The sequence below is a fragment of the Pseudomonas folii genome (assembly GCF_014357575.1).
GTDB classification, from domain to species: Bacteria; Pseudomonadota; Gammaproteobacteria; order Pseudomonadales; family Pseudomonadaceae; genus Aquipseudomonas; species Aquipseudomonas folii.
The window spans coordinates 34,603-57,706 of the sequence record NZ_JACONW010000007.1; the positions used below are offsets into that span (position 1 = coordinate 34,603).

At 58.2% G+C, this 23,104-nt stretch carries 20 protein-coding genes; 11 read left to right on the plus strand and 9 right to left on the minus strand.

Annotation, left to right across the window (positions count from 1 at the left end; translation table 11 throughout):
* Positions 1–96: 96 nt before the first annotated feature.
* Together H8S59_RS03025 and hemN are read left to right on the plus strand one after the other, a co-directional pair.
* The gene (locus H8S59_RS03025) at positions 97–780 is read left to right on the plus strand and encodes a sulfite exporter TauE/SafE family protein (protein WP_187520473.1); all 684 of its coding nucleotides are present in this window, start codon (positions 97–99) and stop codon (positions 778–780) included.
* Positions 781–852: 72 nt separating this feature from the next.
* A complete protein-coding gene (gene hemN, locus H8S59_RS03030; RefSeq protein ID WP_187520474.1) occupies positions 853–2,235 on the plus strand; it encodes an oxygen-independent coproporphyrinogen III oxidase in 1,383 nt (460 codons plus the stop codon).
* A 100-nt stretch (positions 2,236–2,335) separates the two neighbouring features.
* Here the strand turns inward: hemN and H8S59_RS03035 are convergent, their stop codons facing one another.
* Positions 2,336–2,812, minus strand: a complete 477-nt coding sequence (locus H8S59_RS03035) for a chemotaxis protein (protein WP_095100707.1) — start codon at positions 2,810–2,812, stop codon at positions 2,336–2,338.
* A gap of 152 nt (positions 2,813–2,964) precedes the next feature.
* Between H8S59_RS03035 and fnr the strand changes: the two genes are divergently transcribed.
* Entirely contained in the window at positions 2,965–3,699 is a 735-nt protein-coding gene (gene fnr / locus H8S59_RS03040; RefSeq protein WP_095100709.1) for a fumarate/nitrate reduction transcriptional regulator Fnr, read from the plus strand.
* A 62-nt stretch (positions 3,700–3,761) separates the two neighbouring features.
* Positions 3,762–4,307: an adenine phosphoribosyltransferase gene (locus tag H8S59_RS03045; RefSeq protein ID WP_027900957.1), complete on the plus strand. Its 546-nt coding sequence runs from the start codon at positions 3,762–3,764 to the stop codon at positions 4,305–4,307.
* A 285-nt stretch (positions 4,308–4,592) separates the two neighbouring features.
* On the opposite strand, the gene recR is transcribed toward H8S59_RS03045, so the two are convergent.
* From recR to dnaX, 4 genes are all read right to left on the minus strand, one after another.
* Positions 4,593–5,195 carry a recombination mediator RecR gene (gene recR / locus H8S59_RS03050; protein WP_027900956.1) on the minus strand — a complete coding sequence of 201 codons (603 nt, stop codon included), beginning with the start codon at positions 5,193–5,195 and terminating at the stop codon, positions 4,593–4,595.
* Positions 5,196–5,269: 74 nt separating this feature from the next.
* Positions 5,270–6,304: an NADP-dependent oxidoreductase gene (locus H8S59_RS03055; protein ID WP_187520475.1), complete on the minus strand. Its 1,035-nt coding sequence runs from the start codon at positions 6,302–6,304 to the stop codon at positions 5,270–5,272.
* Between the two features lie 551 nt (positions 6,305–6,855).
* Entirely contained in the window at positions 6,856–7,182 is a 327-nt protein-coding gene (locus H8S59_RS03060; protein ID WP_027900954.1) for a YbaB/EbfC family nucleoid-associated protein, read from the minus strand.
* Between the two features lie 64 nt (positions 7,183–7,246).
* Positions 7,247–9,403, minus strand: coding sequence for a DNA polymerase III subunit gamma/tau (dnaX, locus tag H8S59_RS03065; protein WP_187520476.1), 2,157 nt, complete (start codon positions 9,401–9,403; stop codon positions 7,247–7,249).
* 174 nt (positions 9,404–9,577) lie between these two features.
* Here dnaX and H8S59_RS03070 point away from each other — a divergent pair, with 174 nt between their 5' ends.
* Together H8S59_RS03070 and H8S59_RS03075 are read left to right on the plus strand one after the other, a co-directional pair.
* The gene (locus H8S59_RS03070) at positions 9,578–10,330 is read left to right on the plus strand and encodes a substrate-binding periplasmic protein (protein WP_187520477.1); all 753 of its coding nucleotides are present in this window, start codon (positions 9,578–9,580) and stop codon (positions 10,328–10,330) included.
* A 109-nt stretch (positions 10,331–10,439) separates the two neighbouring features.
* Entirely contained in the window at positions 10,440–12,122 is a 1,683-nt protein-coding gene (locus H8S59_RS03075; RefSeq protein WP_187520478.1) for an acid phosphatase, read from the plus strand.
* Positions 12,123–12,265: 143 nt separating this feature from the next.
* Here the strand turns inward: H8S59_RS03075 and H8S59_RS03080 are convergent, their stop codons facing one another.
* The 3 genes from H8S59_RS03080 to H8S59_RS03090 form a co-directional block, all read right to left on the minus strand.
* Complete coding sequence (locus tag H8S59_RS03080) at positions 12,266–13,312, minus strand: diguanylate cyclase (RefSeq protein WP_187520479.1); 1,047 nt, start codon at positions 13,310–13,312, stop codon at positions 12,266–12,268.
* A 318-nt stretch (positions 13,313–13,630) separates the two neighbouring features.
* Positions 13,631–14,248, minus strand: a complete 618-nt coding sequence (locus tag H8S59_RS03085) for a hypothetical protein (RefSeq protein ID WP_187520480.1) — start codon at positions 14,246–14,248, stop codon at positions 13,631–13,633.
* A 124-nt stretch (positions 14,249–14,372) separates the two neighbouring features.
* Positions 14,373–14,909 carry a DinB family protein gene (locus H8S59_RS03090; RefSeq protein WP_187520481.1) on the minus strand — a complete coding sequence of 179 codons (537 nt, stop codon included), beginning with the start codon at positions 14,907–14,909 and terminating at the stop codon, positions 14,373–14,375.
* 159 nt (positions 14,910–15,068) lie between these two features.
* Between H8S59_RS03090 and H8S59_RS03095 the strand changes: the two genes are divergently transcribed.
* Together H8S59_RS03095 and H8S59_RS03100 are read left to right on the plus strand one after the other, a co-directional pair.
* Positions 15,069–15,965, plus strand: coding sequence for an EthD domain-containing protein (locus H8S59_RS03095; protein ID WP_187520482.1), 897 nt, complete (start codon positions 15,069–15,071; stop codon positions 15,963–15,965).
* 283 nt (positions 15,966–16,248) lie between these two features.
* The gene (locus H8S59_RS03100) at positions 16,249–17,466 is read left to right on the plus strand and encodes an MFS transporter (protein WP_343073031.1); all 1,218 of its coding nucleotides are present in this window, start codon (positions 16,249–16,251) and stop codon (positions 17,464–17,466) included.
* A gap of 40 nt (positions 17,467–17,506) precedes the next feature.
* Here H8S59_RS03100 and H8S59_RS03105 read toward each other — a convergent pair whose 3' ends face one another.
* On the minus strand, positions 17,507–17,716 hold the full coding sequence (locus H8S59_RS03105) for a hypervirulence associated TUDOR domain-containing protein (RefSeq protein WP_187520483.1): 210 nt from the start codon (positions 17,714–17,716) through the stop codon (positions 17,507–17,509).
* Positions 17,717–17,936: 220 nt separating this feature from the next.
* Between H8S59_RS03105 and H8S59_RS03110 the strand changes: the two genes are divergently transcribed.
* The 3 genes from H8S59_RS03110 to H8S59_RS03120 all read left to right on the plus strand — a co-directional run bounded on the left by H8S59_RS03110 (position 17,937) and on the right by H8S59_RS03120 (position 22,945).
* Positions 17,937–19,106 carry a GGDEF domain-containing protein gene (locus H8S59_RS03110; RefSeq protein ID WP_187520484.1) on the plus strand — a complete coding sequence of 390 codons (1,170 nt, stop codon included), beginning with the start codon at positions 17,937–17,939 and terminating at the stop codon, positions 19,104–19,106.
* Between the two features lie 164 nt (positions 19,107–19,270).
* A complete protein-coding gene (locus H8S59_RS03115; RefSeq protein WP_027899264.1) occupies positions 19,271–19,606 on the plus strand; it encodes a hypothetical protein in 336 nt (111 codons plus the stop codon).
* 342 nt (positions 19,607–19,948) lie between these two features.
* Positions 19,949–22,945, plus strand: a complete 2,997-nt coding sequence (locus H8S59_RS03120; protein WP_187520485.1) for a PAS domain-containing hybrid sensor histidine kinase/response regulator — start codon at positions 19,949–19,951, stop codon at positions 22,943–22,945.
* Positions 22,946–23,104 lie beyond the last annotated feature (159 nt).

Below are 23,104 nucleotides of genomic sequence, written 5' to 3' on the forward strand. Positions count from 1 at the left end.
AGCGACGCGATCCAAAGTGAACCGCGTCCAGCCTTATCGCGGGCAAGCACCGCTCCCACATGGGCTGGCGGTATGTCTGTTAGAGCGAGGCTGCTCATGACTGACCTCGCCCCCCTCCTGATCTCAGCCCTGATCCTCGGCCTGCTCGGCGGCGGCCACTGCCTGGGCATGTGCGGCGGGTTGATGGGGGCGCTGACGCTGGCGATTCCCAAGGAGCAACGCAGCCGACGTTTCCGGCTGCTGCTGGCCTACAACATCGGACGGATCTTGAGTTACACCTGCGCCGGTCTGCTGATCGGCCTCGCAGGCTGGGCCGTAGCCAATAGCCCTGGGGCAATGGCCCTGCGAGTCATCGCGGCACTGCTACTGATCACCATGGGCCTGTATCTGGCCGGATGGTGGAGCGGTCTGACTCGTATCGAAAGCCTGGGCCGCGGGTTGTGGCGCTACATCCAGCCACTGGCAAGTCGTTTGCTGCCAGTGTCGAGTCTGCCACGGGCCTTATTGCTGGGCGCGCTGTGGGGCTGGCTGCCGTGTGGACTGGTTTACAGCACGCTGCTCTGGTCGGCGAGCCAGGGTAATGCCGTCGACAGCGCCCTGCTGATGCTGGCTTTCGGCATTGGCACCTGCCCGGTGCTGTTGGCCACAGGACTTGCGGCGGAGCGCATCACCGCGTTGCTGCGTCAGCGTGGCGTACGCATGGCGGGTGGCCTGCTGGTAATTGTCTTCGGACTCTGGACCCTGCCTGGCCCGCATCAGCACTGGTTGATGGGCCATTGACCCATATCAAAGGATCGAGAGCGCGTTTCTCTAGACTGACCGACACTGCCAGCCTACCCAGGGAACGCCCACATGCTCGACGCTATCCGTTGGGATTCTGATCTGATTCGCCGCTACGATCTGGCGGGACCACGCTACACCTCCTACCCCACAGCGGTGCAATTTCACACACAGGTCGGCGCTTTCGACTTCCTGCATGCACTTCGCGACAGCCGCAAGGCAATCCGCCCGCTGTCGCTCTATGTGCATATCCCGTTCTGCGCCAACATTTGTTACTACTGTGCCTGCAACAAAGTCATCACCAAGGATCGCGGTCGCGCTCAGGTTTATCTGCAAAGGCTTGAGCATGAAATCCAGATGATCGCCAGCCACCTTGATCCTGGTCAGGTGGTCGAACAACTGCATTTTGGCGGTGGTACACCAACCTTTCTCAGCCATGACGAACTGCGCCAATTGATGGGCCATCTGCGCCAGCACTTCAATATGCTGGATGACGACTCCGGCGACTACGGGATTGAAATTGACCCGCGCGAGGCTGACTGGTCGACCATGGGGTTGCTGCGCGAACTGGGCTTCAACCGGGTCAGCCTCGGGGTGCAGGATCTGGACCCGCAGGTACAGCGGGCGGTCAATCGCCTGCAAAGTCTGGAAGAAACCCAGGCGATTATTGATGCCGCACGGACCTTGCAGTTTCGGTCGATCAACATCGACCTGATCTACGGCCTGCCCAAACAGACGCCGCAGGGCTTTGCCGACACCGTGGACGAAATCATTACCCTGCAACCCGACCGGTTGTCAGTGTTCAATTACGCGCACCTGCCCGAGCGCTTCATGCCGCAACGGCGAATCGACAGCAGCGATCTGCCAACGCCGGAAGCCAAGCTGCAGATGCTGGAACACACCATCGAGCAACTGACCAAAGCCGGATACCGCTATATCGGCATGGATCACTTCGCCCTGCCCGATGATGAACTGGCCATTGCGCAGGAGGAATTGACCCTGCAACGCAACTTCCAGGGCTACACCACCCACGGCCACTGCGACCTGATTGGCATGGGGGTTTCAGCGATCAGTCAGATTGGTGATCTGTACAGCCAGAACAGCAACGACCTGGCCGACTATCAAAACCAGCTGGCGAGCGACCAACTGGCGACCAAGCGCGGCCTCGTCTGCAATCAGGACGATCGCCTGCGCAGAGCGGTGATTCAGCAATTGATCTGCCATTTCAGCCTGGATTTCGCCGATATCGAAACCCGGTTCGATATCGACTTTCGAACTTGTTTCAGCGCGTTGTGGCCGCAACTCGCCAGCATGGCTAACGACGGGCTGATCAGCCTGAAATCCACAGGCATCGAGGTGCTGCCCGCGGGCCGATTGCTGGTGCGATCAGTGTGTATGGTGTTCGATGCTTACCTGACCCAGCAGAATCGCCAGCGTTTTTCACGGGTGATATGAGCGGCGCTGACCTGTAGGAGCTGCCGAAGGCTGCGATGGCGGTGTGTCAGAAGGATCGCTTTCGCAGCCTTCGGCAGCTCATACAGGATGGGCCGCTCGCTTACATTTTGGCCAGCATCAGCATGCTGGCTTTGGCCTTGTCGGCTGACTTCAGCTGCAACGCGTTCATGACATTGGATAGATCGCTGGCGGAGGTACTGATCTGGCGCTGATAAATCGCCGAAACGGTCTGCAGGGCAGCCGCCTTGGCTTGGCGCATGTCAGGGCTGAGGGACTTGTCGTTTATCGTCTTTTGCAACTCGGTATTCGATTGCTCCAGCCTTTTCTGGGTGTCACGCAACGAGATGAGGACCTTCTGCACCGAGTCCGGCAAACCACTTTGCTTGATATCAGCATTGGTCGAGCCCGTTAACGCCGCACGCGCCAGACCAGCCGGGGAAAGGTTGACCTCCACGCTCTGCGAGGCCTGCGCGGTGGACGTGCTCTGTGGCGCGGCCTTTTCGGCAGCGCTTTTCTGCGCAGCGGCATTGGATGCCAGAAAAGCCCGACTGATGGCGGTAAGCGCGGATGACCACATGAGCGGCGACCTGTTTGATAAGGCGGATTAGCCAGAACTATCGACCAAAGCACGCAAAGCTTGATAGCCACTCGACGGCTCGTCGCTGGCCTGAACAGTCCCCGGTGAGTTACCCTTATGACTTATGTGTGATTACCACAAGGAATAAAGTGATGCCCGAGCCAGTCAAAGTACGCGCTCATACCCAGGCCCATTGCAAGGATTGCAGTCTGGCTTCGCTGTGCTTGCCACTTTCCTTGAACCTCGAGGACATGGACGCCCTGGACCAGATCGTCAAACGCGGCCGACCGCTGAAAAAAGGCGAGTTCCTGTTCCGTCAGGGTGACACGTTCGGCTCGGTGTACGCAGTACGTTCCGGCGCGCTGAAGACCTTCAATATCAGTGACGGTGGCGAAGAACAACTGACCGGTTTCCATCTGCCAAGCGAACTGGTGGGCATGTCGGGCATGGACGCGGATGCTTATCCAGTGTCCGCTCAAGCGCTGGAAACCACCTCGGTCTGCGAAATTCCGTTCGAGCGCCTGGACGAATTGTCGGTGCAACTGCCGCAACTGCGTCGTCAGTTGATGCGGGTCATGAGTCGGGAAATCCGCGACGATCAACAAATGATGTTGCTGCTGTCGAAAAAGACCGCCGACGAGCGCATCGCGACTTTTCTGGTCAATCTGTCCGCACGCTTCCGTGCCCGGGGTTTCTCGGCCAACCAGTTCCGCCTGAGCATGTCGCGCAACGAAATTGGCAACCACTTGGGGCTGGCGGTGGAAACCGTTTCACGCGTCTTCACCCGTTTTCAGCAAAACGAACTGATTGCCGCCGAGGGCAAAGAGATCAGAATCCTTGATCCGATCCAGCTCTGCGCACTGGCAGGCGGGGCTATCGAAAGCTGAGGGTGCGATTCAGGGCGAGCGGCTTTAGACTAGCGTTTAGACGACCTGCCCTGGATTACCTGATGATTTTCGACGAAGCCAGCTTCAAATCCCTCATTCGCCCGGTAGTGGACTTCCCCAAACCGGGCGTCATCTTTCGCGACATCACCCCGCTGTTCCAGTCTCCCAAAGCCACACGGCTGGTGATGGACAGTTTCGTGCAGCGTTACATCGAGGCTGACTTCAGCCACATCGGCGTGATGGACGCCCGGGGTTTTCTGATCGGTTCGATTGTGGCTTATGAGCTGAACAAGCCGCTGATCCTGTTTCGCAAGCAGGGCAAATTGCCTGCTGACGTGCTGTCAGAGGGGTATCAGACTGAATACGGCGAAGCGTTTCTGGAAGTACACGCCGACAGTTTGTGCGATGGCGACTCGGTGGTGATGTTCGACGACCTGATCGCCACTGGCGGAACGCTCATCGCGGCTGCCAACCTGATCCGCAGAATGGGCGCGAAGATCCACGAAGCTGCTGCGATCATTGATCTGCCGGAGCTGGGCGGCTCGAAACGCCTGCAAGACCTGCAGATTCCGACGTTCTGCCTGACGAGCTTTGGGTTGACGGAGTAGATATCTGTCGGGCTGACACCGTGTCTTCCCTGAACAAACATGCCCTGTAGGAGCCAACTTGTTGGCGAGACGCAGGGCCTACATAGCTCGATATTCCGCTTCGCCAACACGTTGGCTACAGAAAACACTCTGATCAGATTGTTGTGGTTTGCTTGATAGTGGCTGCGCCGTTGTCCGTGGGGGAGGCAACAGTGGACCTGTAGGAGCTGCCGAAGGCTGCGATGGCGGCGTGTCAGAATTAATGCTTCGCAGCCTTCGGCAGCTCCTACAGATTAGTGTCGATGTTTACAACGCAATTGGCTTACGCCCTGCAAAGGAGTGCGCCAATGTCCCGCCGTCCACCAGTTCCAGCTCGCCACCCAGCGGTACGCCGTGAGCGATACGTGAAGTGATCAGGCCTTTGTTGGTCAACAACTGCGCGATGTAGTGTGCGGTGGCTTCGCCTTCGACCGTAGGATTGGTCGCCAGGATGACTTCACTGAAGGTCCCCTGCTCGTTGATCCGTGCCAGCAGCTGTGGAATGCCAATGGCCTCAGGACCCAGCCCGTCCAGCGGCGACAGATGGCCTTTGAGCACAAAGTAGCGACCGCGATAGCCGGTCTGCTCCACTGCGTAGACATCCATCGGCCCTTCCACCACGCACAGCAGCGTGTCATCCCGACGGTTGTCCGAGCATTGCGGGCACAGATCGTCTTCGGTCAGAGTGCGACACTGTCGACAATGCCCAACGCCTTCCATCGCCTGGCTCAACGCCAGCGCGAGTCGTGAACCGCCACTGCGATCACGTTCGAGCAGTTGCAGCGCCATGCGTTGCGCAGTTTTTTGACCGACACCCGGCAGAGTACGCAGGGCATCGATCAGTTGGCGAATCAGTGGGCTGAAGCTCATGGAGAAAGGTCCGACAAAAACACAAGACGCGGTTTATACCCGCGCCCTGCCTACAGCGTCAATCAAGGGTTACGTCATGCGTCAGAGACGTGAACCACCAACTTGCCAAAGTTGCGCCCTTCCAGCAGACCAATAAAGGCTTCTGGCGCGTGCTCAAGGCCCTGCACCACGTCTTCACGGAATTTGATATTGCCTTGAGTGACCAGTGGCGTCATTTCGCGGAAGAACTCTTCGTGGCGATCACCGTACTCTTCGAACACGATGAAGCCTTGCATACGGGCACGCTTGGTCAACATCGTACGCAGCAGCAGTGGCAGATCGTTCGGCCCTTCCGGTACGCCCTGGGCGTTGTACTGCGCAATCACGCCGCACACGGGAATCCTTGCGCGAGGGTTGAGCAGCGGCAATACCGCATCGAAGACTTTGCCGCCCACCAGTTCGAAATAGATGTCGACGCCTTGACCGCAAGCCTGCTTCAGTTCTTCTGCGAAGTTATCGCTCTTGTGGTCGATACAGGCGTCGAAGCCCAGCTCATCAACCACATAACGGCACTTGTCCGCGCCACCAGCAACGCCGACTACGCGCAGGCCCTGCAACTTGGCCACCTGCCCCACTACGGAGCCCACAGCGCCAGATGCTGCAGCAACGACGAGTGTCTCGCCTGCCTGTGGCTTGCCGATGTCCATCAGCCCCATGTAAGCGGTCATGCCAGGCATGCCCAATACGCCTACAGCCATGGAATCGCTGGGCAGGTCTTTAGGGATCACTTTCAACTCAGCACCATCATTGATGCTGTGAGTCTGCCAGCCGGTCTGGCCAACCACGCGGTCACCCACCTTGAATGCAGGATTACGCGACTGCTCGACGATGCTGACGGCGCCGCCTTCCATCACCGCATCGATTTCAACCGGATCAGCGTAAGAAGGTGCATCGCTCATGCGTCCGCGCATGTAAGGGTCCAGCGACAGATAAAGAGTGCGCAACTGCACTTGCCCTTCCTGCAGATCCGGCAGCGCTTCGCGCTCCAGCCGGAAGTTTTCCGGGGTCGGTGCGCCCACCGGACGAGAGGCCAGGACAATTCGCTGGTTAAGAATCAATTCTTGGGTCATCAAAGCGGCTCCTTGGGAATGAATTCTATGGGGTATGAAGAACAGACCGTCTGAAGCCGATGGCGTTCGGTTGGATACCAATGGGGGGATTTGTGGGAGATTCCGTGTTTGCCCGCAAGCCAATGTGACGACGTGGGACCGGCTTTAGCCGGGAAGACGGTATTTCTGCCGATGAAGATTCAGTGTCTGTCCCGGCGTATTCCCGGCTGAAGCCGGTCCCACGTCATCAGTGATTCGTGTGGGAGATTCCATGTTTGCTCGCAAGCTAATTCGATGACGTGGGACCGGCTTTAGCAGGGAAGGCGGTATTTCTGCCGATGAAGATTCATCGTCTGTCCCGGCGTATTCCCGGCTGAAGCCGGTCCCACGTCATCAGTGATTCGTGTGGGAGCTGAGCTTGCTCGCGATGAAAGCAACCGGGTTCATCTGCACCACCGCAGCGCCTGTATCGCGGGCAAGCACCGCTCCCACAGGGTCTTCGCTATACGGATCTTTTTGCACAAACAAAAATGCCAGGCACTTGGCCTGGCATTTTTGGCAACAACCAGCAATCAGAATGGCAGCTTCATGCCCGGTGGCAACTGCATGCCAGCGGTCATGCTGGAAGTCTTTTCCTGGCTGGCCTGTTCGATCTTGCGTACCGCGTCGTTGACGGCGGCAGCGATCAGGTCTTCCAGAACTTCCTTGTCTTCCTGCATCAGGCTGTCATCCAGGTTGATGCGCTTGACGTCATGGCGACCGGTCATCACGACGCTGACCAGGCCTGCACCCGATTGGCCGGTCACTTCGGCATTGGCCAGTTCTTCCTGCATCTTGGCCATTTTTTCCTGCATTTGCTGTGCCTGCTTCATCAGGCCAGCCATGCCACCTTTCATCATGGGATATCTCCTCGAAAGTTGATTATTGTATCCGGTGGGTTGCCATAGGGCATCACACCTTCAGTTAATGAGTCTGGATCGGGGCGTCCACAGGCTTGATCGTATCCTCCCGGATCACGGCGCCAAACTGTTCAAGCATCTGCTGGATGAACGGATCAGCATGAATCGACGCTTCCGCCTGCCGCTGACGCTCCACACGCAACCGCGAAGCCGCCTGGGCCGGGGTTTCCTGCTCGGGCTTGATCAACTCGATCTTGAGGTTGATCGTACGCCCGGTGAATTGATTCAGGCCATCGTTGATACGGCGCAACTGAGTCGCGTTGAACAAGGCGCTGTGGCCAGGATCCAGGTGCAACAACCAGTCATCACCGTCCATCGCGACCAGCGTGCAGTTGGAGGCAATGCTGCTGGTCATCCCGGAAATCGGCAACTTGTTAAACATGTCCAGCCATTCAGCAGCCAGACCCGTCGCCGGTTTTGCCGCCGGAGCCGGTTCAGCTTCGACCGCTTCAGTGACCGTTTCGTGCGCCAGTTCATCGAGGAAACTATAGGACGCCGGGTCGATGTCCACATCAGGTTCGACGTAATCATCATCCGGTGGTGGCTCATCGTCGCGATCCATCGGCGCAGGAACATAGGCATCGGGGATGGCTTCAAGCATTGCGGGAGTAACGGCCTGCCCGGCAGAGACCTCAGGCTGTGACGCTTCAACCTCCGGCGCATCCGGCACCGGACTGGCTGGCGCGGGACTTGGCATCGGTGTCAATTCAGGCTGCTCGCCCACTGTGTCGAGCACTGGCTCGGCAACCAGCTCCTGTGCAGGCGTAGCAACCGGCTCAGGCTCGGACTCCTCCTCGGCTACTGGCGGCAACGCTTGCGGCTCGTTCCAGGGCAGGTCAACTTCCTCGACCGGCTCAGGTTCACGAGTGGCTGCCACAGGAGTCGGCGCAGGTGCTTGCAACTCGGCCTCGCCGATGGGCTCCACCACCGGCGCTGCAACAACCGGAGCGGCTGCCTGTACGGGAGCAATTGCTACCGGCGCGACCGCTGCCGCACCGGCCACTTGTTGTGGGGAATCAACTGTGGCCGGGTTGATTCCCACTGTCTTTAGCGGCTGCCTCGGGGCATCACTGCTGTCTGCGGGACGAAATGCCAACATGCGCAGCAGGACCATTTCGAAGCCGCCGCGAGGATCAGGCGCCAAAGGCAAGTCACGACGGCCAATCAAACCCATCTGGTAATAGAACTGTACGTCTTCGGCCGGCAATGCCTGAGCCAGGGCAAGTACCCGGTCGCGATCGCCATGGCCGTTATCGACACCCTCGGGCAGCGCCTGGGCAATCGCCACGCGGTGCAGCACGTTGAGAATCTCCGACAACACGCCATTCCAGTCCGGGCCCTGTTCGGCCAGATGCCGGACAGCTTCCAGCAAACTGCGGGCATCGCCGTCAATCAAGGCGGTCAGCACATCGAACACCTGACCGTGATCCAGCGTACCGAGCATGGCCCGTACATCAGCAGCCATGACCTTGCCTTCACCGAAAGCAATCGCTTGATCGGTGAGACTCATGGCATCGCGCATGGAGCCGTCGGCAGCACGCCCCAACAGCCACAGTGCGTCGTCTTCGAACGGCACATTTTCGACGCCCAGCACATGGGTCAAATGCTCGACCACACGCTCCGGCGTCATGTTCTTCAAAGAGAACTGCAGGCAGCGGGACAAAATCGTCGCCGGCAGTTTTTGCGGATCAGTGGTCGCCAGGATGAATTTGACGTACGGCGGCGGCTCTTCAAGGGTCTTTAGCAGCGCGTTGAACGAGTGGCTGGAAAGCATGTGCACTTCGTCGATCAGGTAGACCTTGAAGCGCCCGCGGCTCGGGGCGTATTGCACGTTATCCAGCAGTTCTCGGGTGTCCTCGACCTTGGTGCGGCTTGCGGCGTCGATCTCGATCAGGTCGACAAAGCGTCCTTCGTCGATCTCGCGACACACCGAACAGGTGCCACATGGTGTCGACGTGATGCCCGTTTCGCAGTTCAGGCACTTGGCGATAATCCGCGCAATAGTGGTCTTGCCCACCCCCCGGGTGCCGGTGAACAGATAGGCATGGTGCAGGCGCTGACTGTCCAGGGCATTGATCAGAGCCTTCAGCACATGGGTCTGGCCGACCATTTCGCGGAACGAGCGCGGACGCCATTTACGTGCAAGAACCTGATAACTCATCGAAAACCGTCGCAACTGGGAAGCGGAAGACCGCTAATGCTAGCGGAGCAGGGGCAAAATTGCATCTGGTGTCCTCCTCTATTCTGACTAAGCTGTGCAAATGGATGTGAAGACACGCGGTAATCGGGTCTTTAGAGAGCGTTTTATACATGGCTCGTAGTTGAGGGACCTTCTATGCGACGAACCCGTATCATTCTAATAACGCTATTGCTGCTGATTGCCCTGCCTGTTGATGCGACGGAACCGCCACTGCGGTTTTCGGTAGCGGAAAGCTGGTCGATGCCGCTGGTTCAACTGGACAACTATCAACCGACATCCGGAATCCTGTTCGACATCATGCAAAGCCTCGCGCGCCAGGTAGGCCGTGAAGCCGAATACCATGTGATGCCGCGACTGCGGGTTCAGGCGGCGCTGGAGCGCGGTGAGATCGACATTCGTTGCTACGCAGCCCAGGCCTGGGTGCCGAACCTCTCGGGTGATTACTTCTGGAGTCTACCGATCATCTATCAGCGCGACTTGCTGATCGCCTCCGCCGCAACCGCCGCAGGCCCCTACCCCGAGCAGTTTGATAATGAAACCATCGGTACGGTGCTGGGCTACAACTACCCCGACCTGCAATACCTGTTCGATAACCATCAACTGGTTCGCGAGGACGCCCGCAATCAGGAGCAGACACTTCGAAAACTGGTCGCGGGCCGCTATCACTACGCAGTGGCCAGCCAACTGGTGCTGGACTGGCTCAACCGTGACTTACCCCCTGATGAACAACTGAAGTCCGTCGCCCTGATCGCTGATCAGCCGGCCGGTTGCATTATCCGTAACGACCCCAGCCTGCCGACGCAGAAAATCCTGCGCACCCTGGTGCGCATGAGGGTTTCGGGTGAAATCCAGCAGATCGTTGATCGTTACACGGCACCACGCACCTGAAGATGTCCCTTGACACAGCGTGCAGCAGGGATTGTCGCAATACCGTCATATAGCGTGGATACCCTCGCCTGAAATATCTGGCAACACTATACTGGGCAGGTAATCCACGATGAGCGACAAACCAGACGATAACTCGCAGACCGACCCAAGCCGTCGCCGCTTTCTGGGCGGCATGGCTGCATTAGGGGCAGGTGTGACCTTGGGCGGCTACGCGACAGCCCAGGAAAAACCGCCTGCATCAGCGCCCAACGCCGCACCTCTGACCGGTATGGCGCTGGATAAGGCGCTGCGCGACAACGTCAAAACCATCGTGGTGATCTACGCCGAAAACCGCAGCTTCAATAATCTGTTCGGCAACTTTCCCGGCGTGGAAAAGCCCCTGTCATCATTGAAGCCCGCCGACTATGAGCAACGCGACCGGGATGGCTCACTGCTGAAGACCCTGCCACCGGCCTGGGGCGGCGTATTGCAGTTGGGACCTCAAACTGTTGACGGCGTGAGTTACCCCGCTGGCGGCCAGTTTCAGGAGAACCTGCCCAATGCACCCTTCCCGCTCAAAGGCATGAATGGCGAAGACTTGCCGCTTAGCCTTGTTACTCGGGACCTGTGGCATGTGTTCTATCAGAATCAGATGCAGATCAACGGTGGCAAGAATGACCGTTTCGTCGCCTGGGCCGATTCGGGCGGTTTGCCCATGGGTTACTACGCGCAAAGTCAGTATTCGTTACGCCTGTGGGACGTCGCCAGGGAGTTCGTGCTCTGTGACAACTTCTTCCAGGGTGCCTTTGGCGGCTCTTTCCTCAACCACCAGTACCTGATCGCCGCCACCGCGCCGGTTTACCCGGATGCTGCCAACTCGGCAGCCAAATCACAGATCGCCCAATTGCAGAGCGATAACCCGAAAGATCCGCGCCTCAAGCCACTGGACCAATCCCCGGCCAGCGCCATGACCGGCGCACCGCAGTTCGGCCCCAGCGCACTGACGCCCGATGGCTTTGCGGTTAACACTCTGGCACCGCCGTTCTGGCCAACCTGGCTGCGTGACCCGGAAAAACCGGACTACTCCAAACCGGACCTGCCTAACGTGCTGGTGCCACAGACTCACGAACACATTGGCGACAAACTGTCGAAAAAGGACATCGACTGGGCCTGGTACGCAGGTGCCTGGCAGGTCACGCTGGATGAATTCAAGGATTCTGCCGGTATCCCGAAGATCCCCAACTTTCAGTACCACCATCAGCCGTTCAACTACTTCGTTCAGCAAGGGCCGCAAAACCCGGCCGAGCGCAAGAAACGCCTGCGCGATGGCGGACTGGGCGATGAGGTCAGCAGCAATAAATTCCTCGCCGATGCCGAAGCAGGCAAGCTGCCTGCGGTCACGTTCTACAAGCCTCAAGGCAACCTGAACATGCACGCCGGTTACGCAGATGTCGCCGCAGGTGATCGGCACATCGACCGCGTGATCAAGGTGCTGCGCAACAGTCCGCAGTGGGAAAACATGGTCATTGTCATCACCGTCGACGAAAACGGCGGCTGGTGGGACCACGTGGCGCCCCCGCAAGGCGATCGCTGGGGTCCGGGCACGCGCATTCCGGCATTGGTGGTCTCGCCCTTCGCGCGCAAAGGCACGGTTGATCACACCGTCTACGACACCGCCTCAATCCTGCGCCTGATCACCCGGGTTCATGGCCTGGAAAAGCTCGATGGCCTCAAGGAGCGGGATCAAGCGATGATCGCTCGCGGACAAACGCCCATGGGCGACCTGACCAACGCGCTGCAATTTCCCGCGTGATGAGCTGAACCTGAATTGAAATGAGATTCGCTGTTTGCCCGCAAAACTGACGTGGGACCGGCTTTAGCCGGGAAGAGGCCGGAACAGCTGCTGCCCGTGTAGCGTCTGCCAGGCAGCTTTCCCGGCTGAAGCCCGTCCCACGCTTACCCCGCCAACATCACCTTGTTACGCCCCTGCTGCTTACCTTGATACAACGCCTGATCCGCTCGATTAAGCGCGCTTTCAAAGCTTTCTCCCGAACGGATTTCGCTCACAGCCAGGGTTGCCGTGACGGTGAGTGGTCCCTGATCCACTTGCCCGACCCATTCGCGTATACGCAACAGGATTCGATCAGCCACCACCTGCGCGGCCTGTTCAGAGGCATCGGGCATCAGCACCAGAAATTCCTCGCCGCCCCAACGAGAAGCCACATCTGTCCCACGCACATTGCTGTTGATGGCTTCGGCCACACGCTGGAGGATCAGGTCACCCTGTTCGTGGCCCAGGCGGTCGTTGATCTGCTTGAAATGGTCGATGTCCAGCAGAATGATCGCTGAAGGCACCGACCTGGCCAACTGCCGCACACCGAGCATCACCCTGCGCCGATTATAGAGGTTGGTCAGGCTGTCACGATTGGCGGTATGAAACAGGTTCAGTTGCATGGACCGCGTGAAGCGTACCGACAAGGCCGTGCCATGTAACAAAACGCCAACGGCGGTCAATACATTAATGATGCCGAGTACATCAAGTATCTGCGGGGCCACGCCAGAATTTATTCCCATATGCCCACGCAGCGCGAAGCCACCCACTGATACCACAAGAATTGCCAGGTTGAGCAACAGCCGTAGTCGGCGCGCACTATGGAAACTGAATGCGACGATCGGGATCACGCAATAAAGGTAGAAGTAGAAATTACTGTTCCAGCCCAGTATCCAGGTCGCCAATAAGGCATGGAGGATGATTTCTCCACTCATCAGCGTGCCAGCCAGGCTGTAACGCCCGGCGCGGATGGCTCTTAGACAGGCCACATAGGCCAGAATGCTGAACCCGTTGCCCACTGCCAGCAACGGCACTTTCAACGCACTGAACAAGACAAACAGAACGAGATGAATACAAAAAGCGATCTGCACGATGGGCACGATGTGCTGCCAGAACTGTGCGGTGGTTTCACGCAACAGCTGCGCACGGTCACTCGCCGATAGGGTGTTCATCAAGCAGCCTCAGTGGGGTGATGCATCGCAGCCGCGGCAGTCTGGCGTGGAGCGGATCAGCATTGTATTTATGTCAGGTTATCGGCGGACATCGAGTGGCCTTGATGTCGGTCACAGAGAGGGTCTGTGTTGCTTCGGGTACTACGAGCACATGATGGCACATTGAGTTCCCTGCCCTGAACGATACATGCTGAACGAGCGGGTTCCGGGGCCGTGAATTCTATACCGGTTCGGCCTTGAGTGGACGGCAGTACGAGGAGGCGCGGCTTTAACGCAGCGCCCCTTAGCCAGACAGGCGTGGATCTGGCATTTATCGGGTTAGCGCAGATCCGGGCGGGTCGACTTCAGTGCCGCGTCGCTGATCTTGCCCTGAACGGAACACGTCACCATGGCCTTGCTACCTGCAGACAGATCAGCAGGGGCCGGTTCAACCATGAAAACACGCTCTGACGTATCGGTTACCAGCTTGCCTGCGGTGTCGCCGGAGGTTTCAGACAGCCACTTCGATTGTTTTTCAGACCAGACTTCCGGCCTCGCCAACACACCGTTGGCAGACAGCAACTCCACCGAGTGCGATTTTTTCAACGAAGCGGCAACTTGTTCCGGGGTTTGCTGAACGTAGAAGCCCCAGTTGATAACACGGGAGCCCATCAGATCCATGTCATCGGCAAAAAAACCGGTCAGTGAAAGTCCGCTAACAACGACTGGCTTGTCGAATACCCAACGCTGCCCCGTTTCGCTTTTGGTCCCCCCTTGCAAGGTGATACGCCCATTTTCCTGTTTGGAAGGAACCAACGACTTGAAAGGTTCTTGCGCAATGACCGGAAACGACTGAGGGCCGCAGCTCAGGTAATCCTTCAGCGGGTCACTGGCGGCTAAAGCATTGCCAGAGGCAAACAAGGTGACGATGGGAAGCAGCAAAGTGGAGAGTTTCATTGGCAGGTTTCATTCCTTTAAAGGTGTTTCTCACACGTTAATGCACATCAGCTGCAGCCGATCCGCAGCCGCGCAAAGTTAGCCCAAGGTCTTCATAGCGTCCAGCCATTGCCCGTTATGGCCGTCAGTCCAGACTTGGGATCAGCCCAAGCAAATCCGTAGAGCCAACATCAGCTCCGGCCTGCGTCAGCAATGTTGTCGCCTGCCCCCGATGATGGGTCTGATGATTGAAGAAGTGGATTAGCAAGCCATAGAAGTTTCGCGCAGCCGGCACACCGGCGGTATTGGTGTAATGCAGCACGACGTCCAGATCGTCCTCTTCAAGCTCTGCGGCCCAATCGATGATGGCCTGATCCATCCGTCTGCGCTGGGCGGTCAGTTCCGCCAGGTTGTTGAACATCTGCTCGTTCAAGGCCTGAGGGTCACGTAAACCACACACCCCATCCAGCGCTGGAAACCCTGCCGGGTGCCGTGCGAAGCGCTTGAGCCAGATGGTGTCTGCCACCAGCAGATGGTTCAGCGTTCCCAGAATCGAACCGAAGAAAGCATTACGGTCTGCGCTCAACGCTTCCGTCGGCAAGCTCGCAGCAGCGAAATACAGCTTGTCGTTCATCCAGAGATTGTATCTGGCCATCAACTGGAGATGATCGAGGCGGGTCAAGGCATGAGCTCCGGGCTAGCTGGGGATGCCTGCAAGTGTGCCAGTTCTGAAGGGTGTGCGGGTCATCCTGCTGGATCCACCGATAGAAAAACCGAACGACTCACCACCTTCCCACTCTCAACTTCATGCCGATAATTTCCCCAACTTGAAGGTAACGTCATGATTGAGATCAACAGCTACACCACGGTCAAACGACGCGAGCGCGTGCCACACGACGTCTTCGCCACTTATTGGCGTGACGTGCATGGCCCGCTCTGTTCCCGTCTGCCGGGGCTTGGCTTGTATATTCAGCACCATTTTTCCCGCAATCAGGATGCCCATCTGTGGCCGTTGGCCGATGGCATTAAAGAGATAACTGATTACGAACTGGATGGCGGCGTCGAAATTGGATTCGCCTCTGCTCAGGATCAAAAACAATTTCAGGCCGTCTGCCCGATACTGTTCTCGGACGAGCAAAACATGTTCGAGGAAACCCTGGCCTACGACCTGCCAGACGGTTCGTCAACCTTGGTCAATCGCCTGAACGACGAAACCTTTAACGGCACGGACAGATTTGACCGCATTCACGTGCATTTCAGCCCGCGCGCCAGTCTTGCGCAGTTGAAGGATTATCTGGCAACTGAATTGGCTGATGTGCTGGCCGGTGCGGACGAAGTCCTGAAGCTGCGCCTGCATCTGACCCAACCGTTCAACAACGACGGCATGCATCCCCCTGCCCCCAACGTCGCGCACTACGCCAACCCCGCGCGAGCAGAACTTGTGATCATGGAAATAGCCTTCGAGAGCCCACTGGCCCGGCGCCGCTTCTTCGAGAGCCCGCTGTTTCAGGCAACACTGGCGGGACAGTCCGAACACATCGCCCAGCTCAAAGCCTTTGCGGTATCCGGGCTCTACACCTACGTGCGCGACGGTGAGATCACCACGGCAGGCCTGCGTGGCAGCCGTGCTGCTGAACTGATCGAGTATCTGGGTGCAGCGAATCAGCGCACGCCGGAGGTTGAGCACCTTCTGTTGAAAGGCGTGTTGGGTGCTGCTGAAAGCAAAAACGCTAGTTGATCAACTCATATCAGGGCATGCCCTCTGATTTGGCTGTCGCACTTTAAATACAGGATCTGTAGGAGCTGCCGAAGGCTGCGATCGCGGTGTATCAGGAGAAACGCATCGCAGCTTTCGGCAGCTCCTACAGAAAATGCATTTCAGTCCAGTTGCTTGCATGTTGTTTGATGAGCCACAGCGCGGCTTCATGGACACCGGGGCCGCTTTTGGCCATCTTTAAGGCAAGGCCCTATACCCAACAGTTATTTGACCATTTGATCAACTCTCCCTAGGGTAGCGGGCCTTGTTCAAGACCGAGACGCCTGCAACCAACATGACCAGCATGACCCGCCCCTCCAAACTGCCCTCTACTGTCTACCTGTTGGGATTGACGATCTTCTCTCTGGTAACCGCCGAATTCATGGTTGCCGGGATGATGCCCGCGCTGGCCGATGCGTTTTCGGTCAGCCTCGCGCAAGTGGGTAACCTCATTGCCTTCTATGCCTTGGGCATGGCGTTGGGCGGGCCTCCTGTCACGGTATTACTGCTCAGCCGGGGCATCAGCAACAAGCGTGCGCTGGTTGGCCTGTTGGCGGTCTATGTAGCTGCCGGGATTCTGGCCGCAATTGCGCCCAGCTATCCGGTGCTGGCTTTCGCGAGGATCATGATGGGCGTGGCAAGCGCCGCGTGTATCGGGCTGTGCCTGACGGTATGCGCCGGGCTGGTCGCACGCGAAGTTCGAGGTCGTGCCGTGTCGGTGGTGCTTGCGGGCCTGATGCTCTCCCCGGTAGCGGGAGTGCCGTTGACGGCCTGGGTCGAGCACCATTATGGCTGGCGTGCCAGCTCGTGGCTGGTCGTAGGCCTGGCGCTGATCTGTAGCGCCCTGGCTGCGGCGCGTCTGCCCTCCAGCGAAGCAGGCAGCGAACCGGCGCTAAGCCGACAGTGGGCCACCTTGAAAAGCCGCAGCCTGTGGGGCGCTTACCTCACCAGCGGGCTGATCATCGGTGCCACTTTTGCAGCATTCAGTTATTGCACGCCGATCCTGATTCAAGAGGTGGGCCTGGCGCCGGGCCACGTCGCCCCGATGCTGGCTTTATATGGCGTGGCTAATCTGCTGGGCAATATGATCGTCGGCCGCATCGCGGATCAATACACCTTCCAGGCACTCGGCTGGGGTCTGCTTTTGCTGGTACTCGCGTTGACGGGTTTCGCGCTGGCAGGTAATCACCTCTGGCTGAACCTGACCTGTTTCATCCTGCTGGGCCTGACCGGCGTGGCACTGAACCCGGCAATGGTCGCACGGGTAATGAAGGCCGCCGAGCCCGGCGCACTGGTGAATACCCTGCATACCTCGGTGATAACCGCAGGGCTCGCCTTGGGCAGCTGGGCCGGTGGCGCCGCCATCGATGCAGGCTATGGCCTGCGCGCTCCGCTGTGGGTCGGCGCAGGACTGGCGTTGCTGGGGCTGCTCAGTCTCGCCCGGCCGTTGGCAGCGCGCAGTTCAGTCAGGTCCTGCGCTTGAATGGGGTGCCGCCCGGTCTAAAGACGACATCGCTGATTCATCACACTCGATGCAAAGCACCGGCGTAATGCATCGCCAGATGCCCGGTCTTGTCACTCTTGACCTCGTATTGAGGATCATCTTTCGAGGCTGGTCGGTGTTTGCCCATGAACTCTACGTCTTTCGTGTGGACTTTGGTCACTTTGCCATGGATCTCACCCGCTTCGGAGTTCCAGCGCACGGCGTCGCCTGTCTTGAAAGAAGTGGTCATTGAATACTCCCGGCCGTAAAGGATTACGAGCCATAAAAAATAGGGATGATCGGATTATTTCGGCAGCGCCGCTCCTTATCGAGCCAGCGCCGACAGAGAAATTCACTTTTATCGCTCCGATGGTCTTGCCTCAGAGAAATGTTGTACCAGACGCTCTGAAATATCTGCGCAAACGCATACAATTCCGCCTTTATCACCCATCAGAAAGGCCCGTCAGTTCATGGCGCTCGATCCACCCACGCTGCTGGTCCTATCCATCGCACTCGCTGCCGCGGCGTCACTCTATCTGGCAGTCGAGTGGCGTACGGTGCGTGAATCTTCACTCCTGTTCTGGAGCGCCGGTTTTGCGACGATCAGCGTGGGGTCAACCCTTGCCCTGTTACGCGCGAGCGGCTTTTTGCTGGTAGGCATATGGGTGGCAAACGGCCTGTTGGTCGCGGCCCACGGGTTGTTTTTATTAGGAGTGGCACGCTTCACGGAAACGCGTTTATCACGAGCCTGGTACCTGATCCCCGGGGTGTGGCTGGTGCTGCTTTTACTGCCGAGCGATCCGTCATGGTCCAAAGTCATGCTGGTAGTCAACTCTCTGCTCGTCGCCCTGTTGACGTTGCGAGCCAGTGCCCTCCTGCGTCCCCATGGCAAGTCACTGAGTATCGGGGCCGTTCAGCTACGTTATGTGCTGCTGGTACATGGCCTTTTCTATATTGCCAAGGCGATACCGGCAGTTGTCCCGGGCACGCTGATCGATCTCGCTGCTTTTCGTGGCGAGATCATTCAGATTTCACTGGTCGAGGGGGCGATGGCAATCATGCTTATCGCCCTTTCAATGACGGGAACCGAACGCTACCGGCGAGAAAAGCGAATCGCCCGACTGGCCGCCCGGGATCCATTGACGGCGCTGTATAACCGCAGAGCGCTTGAAGTCCGGGCTCCGCGCCTGCTCGATCAGGTGACAAGCGCTCGACCCTGCGCTCTGCTGCTGATTGACATCGACAACTTCAAACTGGTCAACGACCTGTTCGGGCACACCGCGGGCGACCGCCTGCTTGTCACCTTGAGCGAGATGATCCGCTCGGTTCTGCCAGAAGGCGCACTGGCGGCACGACTGGGCGGTGACGAATTCGTCATCCTGTTGAGTAACACCTCTCGCGAGAAGGTGCTGGCGCTCGGCAATGAGCTGCGCAGCCAGTTCCACACAACCACCTCACAGACGTTTATCACGCCTCAGGCCGTTACACTGAGTATCGGCGCCAACCTGTTCGAGCATCCTCCTGCCAGCCTGGCGGCATTGATCGAACAAAGTGACGCTGCGCTTTACACCTCCAAACGTGAGGGGCGCGACAGCATTCGTGTGGTCGACACGAGTAACGACTCAATCCCGGCGCATTAACCATCCGGCTTCGCAACTTTGCATTACGTTCCATCTTCACGCAGCGATGCATGACATAGCGCTAGCCCTTGTAGGAAGCATCGTTCCAATCTGTAGGAAGTGCGGTTAAAGTGTCGCCCCCGAGAAATTGGATCCCGGGGTTTTCCGCTATGGAGTTTTCCCCAGTGAAGTACATCAGCAAAGTTGCCGCATCTGCAGTTCTCGGTCTTGCCCTGGCAGGCTGCACCGGCACCGCGATCAAATCCCCGCACTACGACAGCAATCAATACACCGTTCTGGGCCACAGTGAAGCAAGCGCCACTGGCCTGATGTTGTTCGGCATTATCCCGATCCGTCAGAACAGCCGCTTCGTCCGTGCTCAGAAATCCGCCATCGACGCTAAAGGCGGTGACGCGATGATCAACACTCAAGTTCAGGAAAACTGGTTCTGGGCCTGGGTTCTGAGTGGTTACACCACTACCATCTCCGGTGATGTAATCAAGCTGAAAACCGCGCAGTAAACAGCGCGCTGTGATGTTCAGCTGACTAGACGAGCGATAAAGCAAGACTGCTCGCCTAAAGAAAACGCCGCTTGTCTCGATAACGAGAAAGCGGCGTTTTTATTTCTGTGCCCTGAACTCAGTCCGCCCGGCGCACACGCCCCGCTGGCCCGATTCTGCCCGCGATTCAAATAACCGTTGGAACCGACTTCAGTGTGGACAAGTCATAAACGGGTTAACGACCTGATCAGCTCCTTCATCTTTTCGAAAAAAGCGGATTAGCCAGCTGCGCTATAAAGAGTTAGTGCGTGCGAAACCCGACGGTTCTGCCTGACGCGGTCATCAAGGAGCAACAATGCCAACGTGGGAAATGCTTTGAAAGACCTGACTCGCGAAGAGCTTGAGGCTGAAGTCGTACGCCTGCGCAAAGCCCTTGAGGACGCTGGAGTCAATCCAGAGCATCCCGCTGTAGTGCCAACCGAAGCCAGCGATGCCGATCCTTTCAGTCGCACCTCCGCAGTTTGCACGTCTTCAGTGCAGGACACCCCGACGGCGCTTGCCACCAGCGAAACGCGCCAGCAGGCTATCTTCGAAAGCGCCATCGACATTGCGATGATCGTGACCAGTCCAGACGGGATCATCACCGACTGGAACCCTGGTGCAGAGCTGGTATTAGGCTGGACTGCCGAGGAAATGCTGGGCCAGACGGCTGAACGTTTCTTCACCCCGGCCGACCGCAAAAATGGCCAGATAGAACGCGAGATGCGCTACGCCCTGCAGGACGGGCGCGCCCTGGATGAACGGTGGCATCTGCGCAAGGGCCATAAAAAGTTCTGGGCATCCGGCGAGATGATGCCGCTTTATGACGATGACAACCTCCACCTTGGCTTCGTCAAGATTTTGCGCGACCGCACTAACGAGCACCTCGCAGGCCTGGCAATAGAAGAAACCCAGGAGCGCTACCGGCTGGCGGCGAAAGCGACCAACGATGCCATCTGGGACTGGGATCTGCTCGCCAACGAAGTGCTGTGGAACGAAGCACTGGAAGAAGCTTATGGTCACCCTCTGGCGACCATCGAGACCACCGGTGAGTGGTGGATTGCCCAGATTCATCACGATGACAGGGCACGCATTCACGACTCTATCCATACGCTGATCGATGGCACCGGCAGCGCCTGGACTGAGGGTTACCGCTTCCGTCGCCAGGATGGTTCCTACGCCGATGTTCTGGATCGCGGACATGTGATACGCAACGCCGAAGGCCAGGCCGTGCGCATGATCGGCGCAATGCTCGACCTGTCCCGGATGCGCACGGCAGAAAACGCCTTGCGTCGAAGTGAAGATCGGTTCAGAACCATTCTTGAAACCATTGAGTCAGCGTTCGCGATTGTCCAGGTCAAGTTTGATGCCGACGACCAGCCGATCGATTACCGATTCGTCGAGGCCAACCCCGCTTTCGAACGTCAGGCCGGGGTCAACCTGCGCGGCAAATGGGTGACTGAATTTGCTCCGGACCTGGAGCGCTTCTGGTTCGAGACCTACGGCCATGTGGCCAAGACCGGAGAACCGGCCACGTTCGAAAACTATGCCGAAGCCTTCAAGCGCTGGTTTGACGTGCGGGCCGTCAGCGTGGGTGACCTGGCCGACAGACAGATCGCGATTATCTTCAGCGACGTCACGGAGAGGCGCAACGCACAAGAACGTTTGCGGGTCAGCGAAGCGATTGCCCGGCAAAACGTGGAGCGTGTGCAACTGGCACTGGCAGCCGGCGCTATTATCGGCACTTGGCACTGGGACGTACCCAACGACCGCATCACCATCGACGAAGGCTTCTCACATGCCTTTGGACTTGACCCAGCGCTGGGGCTTGAAGGACTGAGCATCGCGCAAGTGACTGACTCGGTTCATCCGGAAGACTTGAGCAGTCATGAGGAAGCAATCAGCACGGCGTTGGCCAAGGGTGGTGCCTACGTTCATCAGTGCCGCGTGCGGCGCGCCGATGGCAAATACTATTGGATCGAAGCCAACGGACGGGTCGATCTGGCACCGGACGGCAGCCCGTCAAGCTTGCCGGGCGTGGTCATCGACGTAGAAAACCGGCGCTCCATCGAAGCCGAACGTGACCGGGCAACTGCCGCGTTGCGCGCACTCAATGAAACACTAGAGCTACGTGTCGCTGAGCGAACCGTCGAGCTGATGCAGGCGGAAGAGAAACTGCGTCAGTCGCAGAAAATGGAGGCCGTAGGCCAACTGACGGGCGGGCTGGCGCATGATTTCAACAACCTGTTGGCCGGTATCTCCGGCGCCCTTGAGCTGATGAGCACGAGAATCGCTCAGGGCCGCTGGACCGAGACCGAGAAGTACATCAGCACCGCACAAGGTGCTGCAAAACGTGCAGCCGCGTTGACACACCGCCTTCTCGCCTTCTCCCGTCGGCAAACCCTCGATCCGCGACCGACCAATGTGAACACCTTGACGGTGGGCATGGGCGAACTCATCCAGCGGACAGTGGGCCCCAGCATTGCGGTGCATATCTCAGGGACGGAGGACGTATGGCCAACGCTGGTTGACAGCAGCCAACTGGAAAATGCCCTGCTGAATCTGTGCATCAATGCCCGTGATGCCATGCCGGATGGTGGCCGTATCACGATTGAGACCGCTAACCTGTGGATGGGTCGTGACGCGGCCAGCGCCCATGAAATGCCCGAAGGGGAATACCTGGCGCTGAGTGTCACGGACACTGGCACTGGCATGACGCCCGAGATCATTGCAAAAGCCTTCGACCCGTTCTTTACCACCAAGCCGATTGGCCAGGGCACGGGCCTTGGCTTGTCCATGATCTATGGGTTTGCCAAACAGTCGGGTGGACAGGTACGCATCCATTCGCAGGTTGGCGTAGGTACAAAAATCAGCATCTATCTGCCCCGTTACGACGGTGAAGCCACTGAAGATCCACGTGAGTCGGACAAGAAATCGATTGCGCCAGTGGACTCGGGCGAGACCATCCTGATCGTGGATGACGAACCGACGGTGCGCATGCTGTTGATGGACGTTCTCAGCGACCTCAACTACCGAGTGATCGAGGCCGGTGACAGCGTCGCCGGGCTCAAAGTGTTGCGTTCCGACGTACACATCGACCTGCTGATCACCGACGTCGGTTTGCCCGGCGGCATGAACGGTCGGCAGATGGCTGACGCAGGCAGGGAAGTCAGGCCCACGCTGAAAACCCTGTTCATCACTGGCTACGCCGAAAATGCCGCCATCGGCGATGAGCAACTTGGACCAGGCATGCAGGTCCTGACAAAACCCTTTGCCATCGACACCCTCACCTCCCGAGTGCTTGAGCTGATCCGGTCGTAGCAGGTTAGAGATGTGGGACCCGCTTCAGCCGGGAAAGCTGCGCCACCACCAAGGCATCTCGGGCGGATGTACAGACCTCTTCCCGGCTAAAGCCGGTCCCACGACACTGCGCCCACTAGCGCAAATGATTCTCGTTTGTGATATTTTGCCGCGCTTGCT

What these genes read in the sequence shown, in the direction of transcription:
- H8S59_RS03025 (WP_187520473.1), top strand. Translation starts at nt 97, where the DNA reads ATGACTGACCTCGCCCCCCTCCTGATCTCAGCCCTGATCCTCGGCCTG.
- hemN (WP_187520474.1), top strand. Translation starts at nt 853, where the DNA reads ATGCTCGACGCTATCCGTTGGGATTCTGATCTGATTCGCCGCTACGAT.
- H8S59_RS03035 (WP_095100707.1), bottom strand. Translation starts at nt 2,812, where the DNA reads ATGTGGTCATCCGCGCTTACCGCCATCAGTCGGGCTTTTCTGGCATCC.
- fnr (WP_095100709.1), top strand. Translation starts at nt 2,965, where the DNA reads ATGCCCGAGCCAGTCAAAGTACGCGCTCATACCCAGGCCCATTGCAAG.
- H8S59_RS03045 (WP_027900957.1), top strand. Translation starts at nt 3,762, where the DNA reads ATGATTTTCGACGAAGCCAGCTTCAAATCCCTCATTCGCCCGGTAGTG.
- recR (WP_027900956.1), bottom strand. Translation starts at nt 5,195, where the DNA reads ATGAGCTTCAGCCCACTGATTCGCCAACTGATCGATGCCCTGCGTACT.
- H8S59_RS03055 (WP_187520475.1), bottom strand. Translation starts at nt 6,304, where the DNA reads ATGACCCAAGAATTGATTCTTAACCAGCGAATTGTCCTGGCCTCTCGT.
- H8S59_RS03060 (WP_027900954.1), bottom strand. Translation starts at nt 7,182, where the DNA reads ATGATGAAAGGTGGCATGGCTGGCCTGATGAAGCAGGCACAGCAAATG.
- dnaX (WP_187520476.1), bottom strand. Translation starts at nt 9,403, where the DNA reads ATGAGTTATCAGGTTCTTGCACGTAAATGGCGTCCGCGCTCGTTCCGC.
- H8S59_RS03070 (WP_187520477.1), top strand. Translation starts at nt 9,578, where the DNA reads ATGCGACGAACCCGTATCATTCTAATAACGCTATTGCTGCTGATTGCC.
- H8S59_RS03075 (WP_187520478.1), top strand. Translation starts at nt 10,440, where the DNA reads ATGAGCGACAAACCAGACGATAACTCGCAGACCGACCCAAGCCGTCGC.
- H8S59_RS03080 (WP_187520479.1), bottom strand. Translation starts at nt 13,312, where the DNA reads ATGAACACCCTATCGGCGAGTGACCGTGCGCAGCTGTTGCGTGAAACC.
- H8S59_RS03085 (WP_187520480.1), bottom strand. Translation starts at nt 14,248, where the DNA reads ATGAAACTCTCCACTTTGCTGCTTCCCATCGTCACCTTGTTTGCCTCT.
- H8S59_RS03095 (WP_187520482.1), top strand. Translation starts at nt 15,069, where the DNA reads ATGATTGAGATCAACAGCTACACCACGGTCAAACGACGCGAGCGCGTG.
- H8S59_RS03105 (WP_187520483.1), bottom strand. Translation starts at nt 17,716, where the DNA reads ATGACCACTTCTTTCAAGACAGGCGACGCCGTGCGCTGGAACTCCGAA.
- H8S59_RS03110 (WP_187520484.1), top strand. Translation starts at nt 17,937, where the DNA reads ATGGCGCTCGATCCACCCACGCTGCTGGTCCTATCCATCGCACTCGCT.